The 12,000-nt window shown below is 65.9% G+C and carries 14 protein-coding genes; 2 read left to right on the forward strand and 12 right to left on the reverse strand.

What is annotated here, in order from left to right:
* Positions 1 to 5 precede the first annotated feature (5 nt).
* The gene (locus tag TVB01_RS04825) at positions 6 to 1,340 is read right to left on the reverse strand and encodes a hypothetical protein (protein ID WP_422454563.1); all 1,335 of its coding nucleotides are present in this window, start codon (positions 1,338 to 1,340) and stop codon (positions 6 to 8) included.
* Positions 1,340 to 1,705 carry a DUF6507 family protein gene (locus TVB01_RS04830; RefSeq protein WP_422454564.1) on the reverse strand — a complete coding sequence of 122 codons (366 nt, stop codon included), beginning with the start codon at positions 1,703 to 1,705 and terminating at the stop codon, positions 1,340 to 1,342. The genes TVB01_RS04825 and TVB01_RS04830 overlap by 1 nt, the downstream gene beginning before the upstream one ends.
* A gap of 120 nt (positions 1,706 to 1,825) precedes the next feature.
* On the opposite strand from TVB01_RS04830, the gene TVB01_RS04835 reads away from it, so the two are divergent.
* Positions 1,826 to 3,052 (forward strand): class I SAM-dependent methyltransferase, encoded by a 1,227-nt coding sequence (locus TVB01_RS04835; RefSeq protein WP_422454565.1) that lies wholly within the window; start codon positions 1,826 to 1,828, stop codon positions 3,050 to 3,052.
* A gap of 9 nt (positions 3,053 to 3,061) precedes the next feature.
* On the opposite strand, the gene TVB01_RS04840 is transcribed toward TVB01_RS04835, so the two are convergent.
* Positions 3,062 to 3,874 (reverse strand): shikimate 5-dehydrogenase, encoded by an 813-nt coding sequence (locus tag TVB01_RS04840; RefSeq protein ID WP_422454566.1) that lies wholly within the window; start codon positions 3,872 to 3,874, stop codon positions 3,062 to 3,064.
* A gap of 144 nt (positions 3,875 to 4,018) precedes the next feature.
* On the opposite strand from TVB01_RS04840, the gene TVB01_RS04845 reads away from it, so the two are divergent.
* A complete protein-coding gene (locus TVB01_RS04845) occupies positions 4,019 to 5,167 on the forward strand; it encodes a glutamate--cysteine ligase (protein ID WP_422454567.1) in 1,149 nt (382 codons plus the stop codon).
* Positions 5,168 to 5,206: 39 nt separating this feature from the next.
* Here the strand turns inward: TVB01_RS04845 and tsaD are convergent, their stop codons facing one another.
* The 9 genes from tsaD to mgrA all read right to left on the reverse strand — a co-directional run bounded on the left by tsaD (position 5,207) and on the right by mgrA (position 11,976).
* The gene (tsaD, locus tag TVB01_RS04850; RefSeq protein ID WP_422454569.1) at positions 5,207 to 6,280 is read right to left on the reverse strand and encodes a tRNA (adenosine(37)-N6)-threonylcarbamoyltransferase complex transferase subunit TsaD; all 1,074 of its coding nucleotides are present in this window, start codon (positions 6,278 to 6,280) and stop codon (positions 5,207 to 5,209) included.
* Between the two features lie 2 nt (positions 6,281 to 6,282).
* Complete coding sequence (gene rimI, locus TVB01_RS04855; RefSeq protein ID WP_422454571.1) at positions 6,283 to 6,759, reverse strand: ribosomal protein S18-alanine N-acetyltransferase; 477 nt, start codon at positions 6,757 to 6,759, stop codon at positions 6,283 to 6,285.
* 26 nt (positions 6,760 to 6,785) lie between these two features.
* On the reverse strand, positions 6,786 to 7,454 hold the full coding sequence (gene tsaB, locus TVB01_RS04860; protein ID WP_422454573.1) for a tRNA (adenosine(37)-N6)-threonylcarbamoyltransferase complex dimerization subunit type 1 TsaB: 669 nt from the start codon (positions 7,452 to 7,454) through the stop codon (positions 6,786 to 6,788).
* A gap of 10 nt (positions 7,455 to 7,464) precedes the next feature.
* Positions 7,465 to 7,740 carry a hypothetical protein gene (locus tag TVB01_RS04865; RefSeq protein WP_422454574.1) on the reverse strand — a complete coding sequence of 92 codons (276 nt, stop codon included), beginning with the start codon at positions 7,738 to 7,740 and terminating at the stop codon, positions 7,465 to 7,467.
* A complete protein-coding gene (locus tag TVB01_RS04870; RefSeq protein WP_422454576.1) occupies positions 7,737 to 8,273 on the reverse strand; it encodes a hypothetical protein in 537 nt (178 codons plus the stop codon). Before TVB01_RS04870 ends, TVB01_RS04865 begins: the two co-directional genes overlap by 4 nt.
* 301 nt (positions 8,274 to 8,574) lie before the next feature.
* Positions 8,575 to 9,114: a tRNA (adenosine(37)-N6)-threonylcarbamoyltransferase complex ATPase subunit type 1 TsaE gene (gene tsaE, locus TVB01_RS04875; RefSeq protein WP_422454578.1), complete on the reverse strand. Its 540-nt coding sequence runs from the start codon at positions 9,112 to 9,114 to the stop codon at positions 8,575 to 8,577.
* Positions 9,111 to 10,316: an alanine racemase gene (gene alr, locus TVB01_RS04880; protein WP_422454580.1), complete on the reverse strand. Its 1,206-nt coding sequence runs from the start codon at positions 10,314 to 10,316 to the stop codon at positions 9,111 to 9,113. The genes tsaE and alr overlap by 4 nt, the downstream gene beginning before the upstream one ends.
* Before the next feature lie 34 nt (positions 10,317 to 10,350).
* On the reverse strand, positions 10,351 to 10,851 hold the full coding sequence (locus TVB01_RS04885) for a GNAT family N-acetyltransferase (RefSeq protein WP_422454582.1): 501 nt from the start codon (positions 10,849 to 10,851) through the stop codon (positions 10,351 to 10,353).
* Positions 10,852 to 10,929: 78 nt separating this feature from the next.
* Positions 10,930 to 11,976 carry an L-glyceraldehyde 3-phosphate reductase gene (mgrA, locus tag TVB01_RS04890; RefSeq protein ID WP_422454584.1) on the reverse strand — a complete coding sequence of 349 codons (1,047 nt, stop codon included), beginning with the start codon at positions 11,974 to 11,976 and terminating at the stop codon, positions 10,930 to 10,932.
* Between the last annotated feature and the right edge of the window lie 24 nt (positions 11,977 to 12,000).

Here is a 12,000-nt window from a genome sequence, read left to right on the forward strand (position 1 = left end):
GGACGTCACTTTCCCCACAACTTGTCCCATACCTCACCGGCAGCTTCAAAGCCTCCGGAAACGGCGTCTTTGGCAGAGTCATACAAGTCAACCGTGAATTCGGAGGCCTTGTCTTTGAAACTGTTGCCGTCGCTGCCTGCGTCAGTAAGCCATGAAATCCCCATGCCAACACCGAACCCGATCACGGTGCCAACGGGACCGCCAATGACGGTACCGATGGCTGCACCGGCCGCGCCGGCTCCGAGGTCGATACCGACGGATGTGGCGGTTTGTACAGCCGCCATCTCATTGGCTCGGAATTCCCGGTCGGCGTCACTCATTTCCGGGTTTTCGCGCAGCAGTTGGTTGTGGTTCTCAGCCCTGTTGTCCGCGAACGTAAGGCCGGCCATCGCCGTCGTAAGGACAGCGCCGCCAACCTTGATCCCTTTCAGGGAGCCGGGGGTCTCCGTCCAGCTGGGCTTCTGCGCGTCCGGAACGTGCCAGCGGTCAGGCCGGGCGTCCACCCGTGTCCGGTACCACTCGGAGCGGTTATACATGTTCCGGCTCACCTCTGGGCGCCATTCACGCACCGTCCGGTAAACCTCCTGGGTAAACCACTGGCGCCGGGTGATGCCGGCATCCGGGTGCAGGGGAGAATGAACAGAAATCCACTGGTCGCCTTCCCGCAGCCAGCGGTAACCCAGTTGTTCCGGACCGGTGAGCTGGTCATAGGAGCCAAGTAGCGGAGTGAAGCGCCGTTCCAGGACCGGCATCGGCACCTCGCGTGCGTTGACAACCGTGACGCGCTGGAAGGTGTGCACTCCCATGACGTTGTCGGCCGCAGCGGCAACGAGACCCACGTTGGGTCCGGCCAAGGCTCCAACCAAGCCGGGATTATGCCCCGTGACGTTGTTCAGCGCGGCGGCACACGTTTCTTCCGCCTCTTGATAGCTGCGGGCAAGCCTGTCGATTTCCGTCTGGAGCAACAGCCTCTGGATGTCCTGGATACTGCCGTCCGGATCTTCCGGGGTACAGGCTGGAGGCCCAAATGCGGCAACCCGTGCCAGCAGGTCCTTGCGCAGGATGTTCAGCGCGGCAACTTGGTCCGCGAAGTCGGTGAGGGCAGACGCAGCCTGTGTACTTGCTGATTCCACCAGCTCCGAGTGCGGAGTGATGTTCCTGAAGACAGCGAGGATGTCCTCCCGTTCAGGTGCCTCATAGCAGCCTGAGATCCCGGCCCACGCCGTTTCCTGGTTTTCGACGGCCTCCCGGAATGCCCCGCCGGCAGTTCGGAGGGCATCCGCGCCCGTTCGGGTAGCCTCGGCATCCACCCAGTTCTGCAGCCCTGAGACGTCCAGCATCAGAAGCTCTTCACATCGTCGAGTTCAATGGAGGGCGCTTCCACCGCAGCGCGGCGGGCGTCCTCTGCCATCTCCAAGTCGCCGGCGACATAGGCGCTGACTGCTTGTCCCACGCCGCTCACCGCGTTGCTGGTCCGGGTTTGGGCGGCTTCACAGTGGAGATGGAGGGTATCGTTCCAAAGATCCATCAGCGCAGCCGCGATGGCGGGGCTCGACATGGTCCCCAGAACCTGGTCGATTGCCCCGCTGAGCTGGGTGTGCGCGGTTTCAGGGCCGGGATCTGTCCCGACTCGGTTCAGGATTCCACGGCACGCTTCTACTGATATGTCATAACCGGGCAGAGCCAATTTTCCCCCATAGTTCAACGCGGACCCTCAAACTGTAGAGGAAACGGCTGCGGACGCGCGATGGGGAGAACTCCCCACGCTCCGGGCCCGCGGTGGCCGCCTAACCCGCACTGCGCGCGAAGAACTAGGCTTGTATCCATGCCCGACACTTCCCTTGCCCACGTCCTGACCCCCGAAGGCTGGGCCCTGCTCAACTCCCTCGGCCCGTATCTGGAGTCCGAGTCCCTGAAGCTGAACACCGACCTGCGCAAGGCCGGGCACTCCCCCGAGCTCGTTGCCGCCGTCCTCACCCAGGCAAAGCTGCGGATGAAGGCCCGGGCCAAGTTCGGTCCCTTTGCCGAGCACATGCTGTTCACCCCCGCGGGCCTGGAGCAGGCCACCCGCCTCAACGTGGCTGCCCTCCATGCCCAGCGCTACCAGGAAGCGGGCCTGGAAAAGGTCGCCGACCTGGGCTGCGGAATCGGCGCAGATTCCCTGGCCCTGGCTACGCTGGACCGCCGGGTCACCGCCGTCGAGCTCGATGAGATCACTGCCGCCGTGGCCACCATCAACCTCATGCCCTGGCCGGAAGCCACGGTGGTCCAGGGCGACGCTGAGAGCTTCGATCTGGCCGGGTTCGACGGCGTCTGGCTGGATCCCGCGCGGCGGACGACGTCGTCGTCGGGCACCTCCCGCATCTTCGACCCGGAAGCCTTCTCCCCTCCGCTGTCCTTCGTGGAGTCGCTGGCCGACGCCGGGATGCCGGTCGGCGTGAAACTCGGCCCGGGGATTCCGCATGAGTCGGTTCCGGCCGGCTGCGAGGTCCAGTGGGTGTCCGTGGGCGGCGACGTCATCGAGGCAACGCTCTGGTTCAACGAGCTGCGCCGTCCCGGGATCCGCCGTGCGGCGCTGGTGATTGGCCCGGCCGGTGCCGCAGAGCTGACCTCGCACGAGGACTATGTTCCCGGTGCCCAGGATGTGCGCACCGGTCCGGCTGAAGGCTACCTGTATGAGCCCGACGGCGCGGTCATCCGCGCGGGTCTGGTGGCCGACGTCGCGCGTTCCCTGGGCGGACACCTGCTGGATCCGCAGATCGCCTACATCGCGGCTCCGGAGCTGCTGGAGACTCCGTTCGCCCGTGCCTATCGGATCCTGGAAGTCCGCCCCTATAACGTCAAGGCGCTCAAGGCCTGGGTCCGCGCCAACGGTATCGGAGTGCTGGACATCAAGAAGCGCGGCATGTCCGTGACGCCGGAGGAACTGCGCAAGCAACTGCTCACCGGCTCGGGCAAAGGCCCGAACAAAGCCACCCTGGTCCTCACCCGGATCGGCGAGGACCGTGTGGCGATCGTCGTCGAGCCTGTTGCGTCCGCCGTGGAAAGCTAGCGGCTGAGCCTAGCTGCGGGAGAACTCGCTGGCTTCGCGGACCTGCTCGGGCGTGGGACGCACTCCGGTGTAGAGCACGAACTGCTCCTCGGCCTGGATGGCGATGACTTCGGCTCCCGTGATGACCTTTTTGCCGGCTGCCCGTGCTGCGCGGATGAGCGGAGTCTCGGAGGGAAGCGCGACGACGTCGAACACCGTCTGTGCGGCCGCGATGGTTTCGTCCGCGAAGGACTGCACGTCCTCTTCGGTTCCCGCCATGCCGAGAGGTGTGACGTTGATGAGCAGGTCCGCGGTGGCCGTTCCCGGTTCGGCCCGCCAGTCGAAGTCGTACAGGTCGGCCAGGGCGCGGCCGGTGCCCTCGTTGCGGGCCACAATGCACACGTCGCTGAATCCTGCATCACGGAGGGCTGCAGCCACTGCCTTCGCCATCCCGCCGGAACCGCGCAGCAGCACTGAGCTGGTCGAGGGGACCTCGTGGTCTGCCAGCAGCCGGGCGATCGCCAGGTAATCGGTGTTGTAGGCGGTGAGGACGCCGTCGTCGTTCACGATGGTGTTCACGGAATCGATGGCCGCCGCGGAGGGGTCCATTCGGTCCACCAGGGCAATGACGTCCTCTTTGTAGGGCATGGACACTGCAGCGCCGCGGATCGGCAGGCCCCGCACCCCGGCAATGGCCTGGGCCAGGTCCGCGGGCGCGAAGGCCTTGTAGACGTAGTTCAGGCCCAGCTGCTCATAGAGGTAGTTGTGGAAGCGGGTGCCAATATTACTGGGACGGGCCGCCAGCGAGATGCAGAGGGTCATGTCTTTGTTCAGGATGGGCATTGTCCCATTATCGCCGGGCTGCTCCCTGGGTGGGCTTTTGCACCGTGACTCACCAGCGATGACGCCGGGCTACGATTGAACTGGCTCTTATAACGCAAAGGCGCGCAGATGGAGGCAACATTTCGACATACAGCAGGAGACATATTGGACATTGAGTTTGCAGCTTCCCCGCAGTCGACCCTTGGGGTCGAGTGGGAACTGGCCCTGGTCGACCGGGAAACCGGTGAGCTGCTCTCTGTGGCCGACGAGGTCCTTCGGGCGGTCAACGCCGCGGACCCGGAGCTTAGTGCGGATGAGGAACACCCGCATATCAAGCAGGAGCTCCTGGAAAACACGGTGGAGCTCGTCACCGGCATCTGCGCCACCGTGGCCGAGGCAAAGGCGGATCTGGCGCGTTCCATGGCCGCCGTGCGGCGGGTCACCGATGAGATGGGCGTTGAGCTGTTCTGTGCCGGCACCCATCCGTTTGCTGTTCCGCGTTCCCAGCCCGTGACGGATAAGGAACGGTACGCCAAGCTGATCGACCGCACGCAGTGGTGGGGCCAGCAGATGCTGATCTACGGCGTCCACGTCCATGTGGGCCTGGATTCCCGGGACAAGGTCCTGCCGGTTCTGGACGGACTGGTCAACTACTTCCCGCACTTCCAGGCGCTCTCCGCCTCCTCACCGTTCTGGTGCGGGGATGACACCGGCTACGCCTCGCAGCGTGCGCTGATGTTCCAGCAGCTGCCCACGGCCGGTCTGCCGTTCCAGTTCCGTTCGTGGAGTGAGTACGAGTCCTATGTGCAGGACATGTTCACCACAGGGGTGATCGATTCGATCAGCGAAATCCGCTGGGACATCCGCCCGGTCCCCGCGCTCGGGACTATTGAGCTGCGGGTCTGCGACGGGCTTGCTACCGCTACCGACATTGGTGCCATTGCTGCCCTGACCCAGTGCCTGGTGGATGAGTTTTCCACCATCCTGGACAACGGCGGGACGATCCCCACCATGCCGCCGTGGCATGTGCAGGAGAACAAATGGCGTGCTGCCCGGTACGGGCTCGATGCCATCATCATCCTCGACGCTGCCGGAAACGAGAAGCTGGTCACCGAGCATCTCCTCGAGGACGTCCTGCCGCGTCTGGCTCCTGTTGCCGAGAAGCTTGGCTGCGGTGCGGAACTGGCCGACGTCGCCGGCATCATCGAACGCGGTGCCGGATACCAGCGCCAGCGCAGGGTCGCTGAGGCGAACGGCGGGGACCTCCGTGCCGTAGTGCTCGACGGCGTCCGGCAGCTCCGCGGCGAAGCGTAAGCTTCCGCGCTCCGGCGCTCCGGCGCTCCGGGCAGGAACCTACGCAGCCAGGTGGATGCTCGTCACCGGCTGTGAGGGATCCGGCGTGAAATCGACGCCTGACGGTTCCCCGCCTGCCATCACCACCTGCGCTCCCAGCGCGGCGACCATGGCCCCGTTGTCAGTGCACAGGCTGATTGGCGGAACGCGCAGGCTGATGCCCGCGGCAGCGCAGCGTTCGGCTGTCAGTTCGCGCAGCCGTGAGTTGGCGGCTACTCCCCCGCCGAGCAGCAGGTTCGTGATGCCGTGCTCAGTGCACGCGAGCACCGCCTTGGACGTGATCACATCCACCACGGCCTCCTGGAAGGACGCCGCAATGTCCGCCACCGGGGGCTCCTGGCCGAGTGACTCGTACTGCTCCACGCTGCGGGCCACGGCGGTCTTCAGCCCGGAGAACGACCAGTCGTAGCGGTGCGGTCCGGGTGCCTCCGGCGAACCCATGTATTTGGCCTGACTGAGTCCACGCGGGAACCTGATGGCCTGGGGGTTGCCTTCGCGGGCCAGCCGGTCGATGGCCGGGCCGCCGGGATAACCAAGGCCCAGGATCCGGGCCACCTTGTCGTAGGCCTCTCCGGCGGCGTCGTCGATGGTGGAGCCCAGCAGTTCAACGTCCGTGGTCAGCGAGCCGACCCGCAGGATTTCGGTGTGCCCGCCGGAGACCAGCAAAGCTCCGAGGTTCTGCGGGAGTGCGCCGCCGTCGAGCACGCCAACGCCTACATGCGCCACCAAGTGGTTGATCGCGTACAGCGGCTTGCCGGTGGCAACCGCCAGTGCCTTCGCCGCACAGACTCCAACCATCAAGGCGCCGGCCAGCCCGGGGCCGGAGGTCACGGCAATGGCATCGACGTCGTCGAGCGTTACTCCCGCCTCGTCCAGGGCCTGGCGCAGGGTAGGAACAAAAGCGTCCAGATGGGCGCGGGAGGCGATCTCCGGGATCACGCCGCCAAACCGCACGTGCTCCTCCATGGAGGAGGAAACGGCGTTGGTCAGCAGGGTGTTGCCGCGGACGATTCCTACGCCGGTTTCGTCGCAGGAAGACTCGATACCGAGCACCAGGGGGTCGGTGCGGTTCATGTTTATTTGTCCTTCACAGGGTCTTGGCCGCCGTGCGGCGAGCCGTTCCAGGCGGAAAGTTCCAGGCGCATGATCAGCGCATCGGCGCCGTCGCGGTAGTAGCGCGGACGTACATGGATCTGTTCGAAGCCGAACCACCGGTACAGCCGCTGTGCCCGGGGATTATCTGCCCGGACTTCCAGCAGCACGTCGGCCGCGCCGCGGGTTTTCGCTTCGTCCAGGAGCGCGGTCAGCAGCCGGGAACCGATTCCGCTTCCCTCACAGGCTGCATCGACGGCAATGGTCTGCACGTCCGCGATCGGCAGCACGCACATCAGGCCCGCATAGCCAATGACCGTCCCGTCCGGGGCTTCGGCTACGTAGTAGGAACGGGTGTCTTCCTGGCCAAGTTCGTCGTAGAACATCTGGGTAGGCCAGGCATCCACCGGGAACATGGCCTGTTCGAGGGCGTCAACGGCCGGGATATCGGCCTCGGTCATGACGCGGATACTGACGGCCGGGACACTCACAGGGCACGCTTCCGCGGCCCGGGAACCTTGGCATCGGATTCGCGGAGGTAGAGCGGCGAGCTGTCCAGCAGGCCGAGCCCGCGGACCAGGCGCACGACGGCGGTGCGGCCCAGCGCCTGGGCCGTCGGCTGGGCTGCGGCAAAGTCTTGTACACCCTTGAGGCTGTCCGGGTAGAGGCCTGCTCCGGCACCGTAGACCGGCAGCTGCGGAACCTCCCCAGGGGAGGAAACGTGCGGGCCGGCCAGGAGCTCGGGGGTCCCGCCGGTGCTGCGGTAATGCGCCCAGTAGACCTCTTTCCGGCGGGCATCCGTGGCAACGATGAACTCGTCCACGCCGGCCCGCCAGGCGTGGAGGGCAGCATCGACGGCAATGGCATCCAGGCTCATCACTCCGTGCAGCGGTTTGTTCCAGGCGAAGGCAAGGGTTCGCGCAGTCGCAATGCCGGAGCGCAGCCCGGTGAACGGACCGGGACCGGTACCAACCACCAGGGCGTCAATGTCTTCCCCCGTGACGCCGGCCTCCTGCAGGAGCCGCGCGATGCCCGGAGCGAGGACCTCCGCGTGGGAACGGGTGTCTTCGGTGGCGAAGGCTGCGAGAATTCCGCCCTCACCGTTCAGGAGTGCCGCACTGGCGATTGCGGAGGTGTCGATGGCGAGGATAAGCACGATTCCTATTTTACGCAGCCCGGCCGGCGAGCCGGTTCGCGAGGCACCGCGGCCGTCCTGGGCGGACCAGGGCAGCTCCGCTGCGCAGCAGCTGCCATGTCCCGGCCGAGCCTGCCTGGATACCGGTCGGCAGGGTGCCGGTCCCGCCGACCTGCTGCCAGATGAACCAGTCCTGGTCCCACATGTGCCGGACGACTTCGCCGGCCCCTTCCGGAGCAGGCACCTCCGCGGGGGACCCGCCGGCCACCCCCGGATTCGTGGGTGTACTGGATCCAGCGGCCGTCACGCTGCGCCTTCCGTGACCTTTTCCGCCATTTTGACCCAACGCGGAAGCATGAACCTCGGCAGCCAGACCAAGCTCACCAGGAAGGTCCAAATACCGCCGAGTGTGAGCACCAGCAGGACTCCGAGAAGCGGCTTGGCGAGTGAATCGGGGTCGACCTCCCACAGCAGCACCGCAGTCAGGAGCCCGATTCCTCCATACAGCATGCCCAGGGCCGGATAGGCCCGTACCCGGGGCACAAGGCCGGGTTGTCCCAGCCAGGTCCTCCATCGGCCTGTGTACGCACGCCAGCCCATGGCAAGCCCCGCCAGGCCCAAAATCAGCCCCAGAATGAATGCCATAGACCCTTGGCCTTCTTTTCCGATCGTCTCTCCGACTCCGCTGCCGACGGTGCCACCCACGATACCGCCCACCACCGCGCCGGCAGCTGTCCCGACCACTGGCACCCAGCTGCCGACCAGCCCTCCCACAACGGCGCCGGCTTTCGCACCACCCCACGCACCGACGGCGCCCGTAGCCAGGGACGCGCCTCCCACGATCGCCGCGTTCTCCGTGACCGACAGGGCACGCTGCCCGGGTCGAAGGCGGTGTAGGCAAGTTCCGCCTCGGGGCACGGTAGATCCCGCTAAGCCCCTGCCACACCTCACCGCACGCCGAAGCTGTTTCGGAGGCGGCTTTTCCGGCCGCGGCCAGCTGCTCCGCCTGCTGTTCCAGTTCCGCTGCGTCAGCGAAATCCGGCAGCGAGGAAAAATCCACCGCGTTCACTGGGCCCCCGCAGCGTTCCGCTGGGCACGAGCAGCCATCTGCAGGATCTGCCCATCGTGCGGTCCGGCTGGCTTAGCCGAGCTGTTCCGGAGGAGCTGCCCAGCGCGGACCGATGCCGGCTATGCGGACAATTCGTTCCTCGTCGTCGTCTTCCGAGGAGAAGTCCGTCACCAGTTCCGTGTCCGGACTGCCCGTGGCACGGAGCAGCGTCACCTCGAGCCGGCTTTCGGAGAGATGCTCCACCATTCCGGCACCCCACTCCACCACCGTGACGGAAGTGTCCATGGTGTTCTCCAGGTCTATGTCGTCGATCTCCGCCGGCGATGCCAGGCGGTAGGCATCGACGTGCACCAGGTCCGGCCCGGAGCCCTGCGATGGATGAATCCTCACGAGCACGAAGGTAGGAGAAATGATCCCGGGGCGGACGCCGAGCCCCTCGCCCAGGCCCTGGGTAAAGGTGGTCTTTCCCGCCCCGAGCTCTCCGGACAGCAGCAGCAGGTCGCCCGCGCGCAGGGAGGTACCCAGCGCCCGGGCCAGTTCCTGGGTCTGGCCTGCGCCGGCAGTCCGGTACTCGCGCTCCCAGTGCCGGCCGCCGGCGCATTCACGGGTCACGGCAGCACCGCAGCGGAACCGGCTTCGAGCGCATCAGCTGCGGTGCCGGCGTCGGTATCGATGTAACTGCGGGTGACCCTGCCGCTGATCCGGGTGATGATCTCGTAGTTGATTGATCCTGCGGCCTGCGCCCATTCCTCAACTCCCGGAGCGCCTTCGCCGCCAAAGAGGATTGCTTCCTTGCCGATGAACGACGCCGGGGTACCGGCAATGCCGGTGCGGCCCAGGTCGATCACCATCTGGTCCATGGCGATGCGCCCCACAACGGGGAACACTTCGCCGTCCACCATGACCGGACCGCCGGTCGCGATCCGCGGAATACCGTCGGCATAGCCCAGCGGCACCAGGGCCAGGGTGGTGGGCTCCGCCGTCTGGTAATGCAGCCCGTAGGAGACGCCCTGCCCGGCAGGCACGGCCTTGCAGTTGGCAATGGTGGTCTTGAGCGTCATGGCAGGCCGAAGCCCCAGCTCAGCCGCGCTCTGGCCGGCAAACGGAGACAACCCGTACATTCCCAGGCCCACGCGGACCAGGTCGAAATGCGAGTCCGGGCGGGACAGCACAGCGGGAGTATTGGCGATGTGCCGGACTTCGTGGTCCACTCCCGCGTCTTCAGCTACGGCCACGGCGTCGCGGAACTTCTGCAGCTGGACATCAGTTTCCTCGCGATGCGGTTCGTCTGCCACCGCCAGATGGGAGAAGATGCCGACCACGCGGAGCAGGCCGTCTTCCTGGTAGGCCAGCGCCCGTCCTACGAACGTTTCCCAAAGGTCCTCGGGACAGCCGTTCCGTCCGAGTCCGGTATCGATCTTCAGGTGGACCCGCGCGGGGACCTCCAGTTCACGCGCCGCTGCCACTACGGCTTCAAGTTCCCAGCCGGAAACTCCAATGTCGATATTCGCTGCAACTGCAGCGGCGAAGTCGCTGTCCGCTGTGTGCAGCCATGCCAGCAGGGGCGCGGAAACGCCGCCGGTCCGCAGCGCCAGCGCTTCGGAAATATGTGCGACGCCGAGCCAGCCCGCACCTGCTTCCAAGGCAGCCCGCGCGATGTCCAGGGCACCGTGTCCGTAGGCATCCGCTTTCACGACGGCCATGAGGCGGGCAGGCCTGGCGATCTCGGCGAGATGACGGACGTTGTGCCTGATTGCGGCAAGATCAACGACGGCGCTGCGCTCCGCCGGAGGTACTGCTTCGAGGTAATTCACGGATCCATTGTTTCATTGACGGCACCGGTGCGGATCACTGGGTGCCTTCTGTGAGGTCCTTATGCATGATGTGCAGGCCCGTCAGGCCCTGCACCGGGTGCTTGAACGCGCGCGGGACCGTGCCCAGGATCCGGAAGCCGAGGGACTGCCAGAGGGCCACGGCCCGGACGTTGGTTTCCACCACGGCATTGAACTGCATGGCCAGGTACCCTTGCGCAGCCGCCTCGGCCAGGACATGGGCAGCCAGCATCCGGGCGATGCCGCGCCCGGATGCTTCCTGAGCCGTCATGAACGAAGCGTTGGCAACGTGGTTTCCCCCGCCGCCGCGGTTCGGATGCAGCTGCGCGGTCCCCAAAACCCGGTCCCCGTCCACCGCCACGCAGACGCGGGCCGGGACAGGCTCGAACCAGAGTTCCCGCGCACCCCCGCTGTCCATCTGCCTGTCCCAGCAGTAGGTCTCCCCGGCACGCACAATCGGTTCCATCAGTGCCCAGATGCCGGGCCAGTCGCTTTCCACCGCCTCGCGGATGGACACACGTCCTGCCGGCGAAGATGCTCCGGTCCCGCTCCGCTCCGTTGGCGGTCCAGTCGGTACAGCCTCAGCCATGATGTCTCAGGCGTCCAGTGCTGCGGCCCAGAGATTGATGCCGGCGTCCTGCGCGTATGTGTCGATCTCCGCCAGTTCCCCGTCCGTGAAGGACAGGTTCTGTACCGCGGCGAGGCTGTCTTCGAGCTGCCGCACGCTGGAGGCCCCCACCAGTGCGGAGGTGACGGCACTTCCGTTCTTCTGCGGGCGCAGCACCCAGGCGATCGCCATCTGTGCCAGCGTCTGGTTCCGGGATTCGGCAATGCTGTTCAGCCCGCGGATCCGTTCCAGGTTTTCTTCCGACAGCTGGGAGGGGTCCAGGGACTTGCCCGCTGCGGCACGCGACTGCTCGGGAACGCCGTTCAGGTACTTGTTCGTGAGCAATCCCTGCGCCAGCGGCGAGAAGGCGATGGAACCTGCGCCGGCTTCCGCCAGTGCCTGGAACAAGTTGGGATCGCCCTGCTCCACCCAGCGGTTGAGCATGGAATATGAAGGCTGATGGATCAGCAGCGGGGTGCCCAGGTCCTGCAGGATGCGTGCCGCTTCCAGGGTCTTCTCGGGCGAGTAGGACGAAATGCCGGCATACAGTGCCCGCCCGGACCGGACCGCCGTGTCCAGGGCGCCCATCGTCTCTTCCAGCGGCGTGTGCGGATCGGGACGATGGCTGTAGAAAATGTCCACGTAGTCCAGGCCCATCCGGTTCAGCGACTGGTCCAGGCTGGAGAGCAGATACTTTCGGGAGCCCCAGTTTCCGTAGGGACCGGGCCACATGTCGTAGCCCGCCTTGCTGGAGATCACCAGTTCATCGCGGAAGGGACGGAAATCGTCCCGAAGGTGGCGGCCGAAGTTGGTTTCCGCTGAACCATATGGCGGCCCGTAGTTGTTGGCGAGGTCAAAATGCGTAACGCCCAGGTCGAAGGCGCGGCGGAGGATGGCCCGCTGCGTCTCAAAGTCCCTGTCGTCGCCGAAATTGTGCCACAGGCCCAGCGAGACGGCGGGCAGCTGCAGTCCGCTGCGGCCTACTCGCCGATAGGGCATGGAATCGTAGCGGTCATCCGCGGGGGTGTAAGTCATGGGTCCATCCTGTCACCGGTGCCG

Origin of the sequence: Arthrobacter sp. 7Tela_A1, from assembly GCF_049311065.1 — a bacterium.
GTDB lineage: Bacteria > Actinomycetota > Actinomycetes > Actinomycetales > Micrococcaceae > Arthrobacter_B.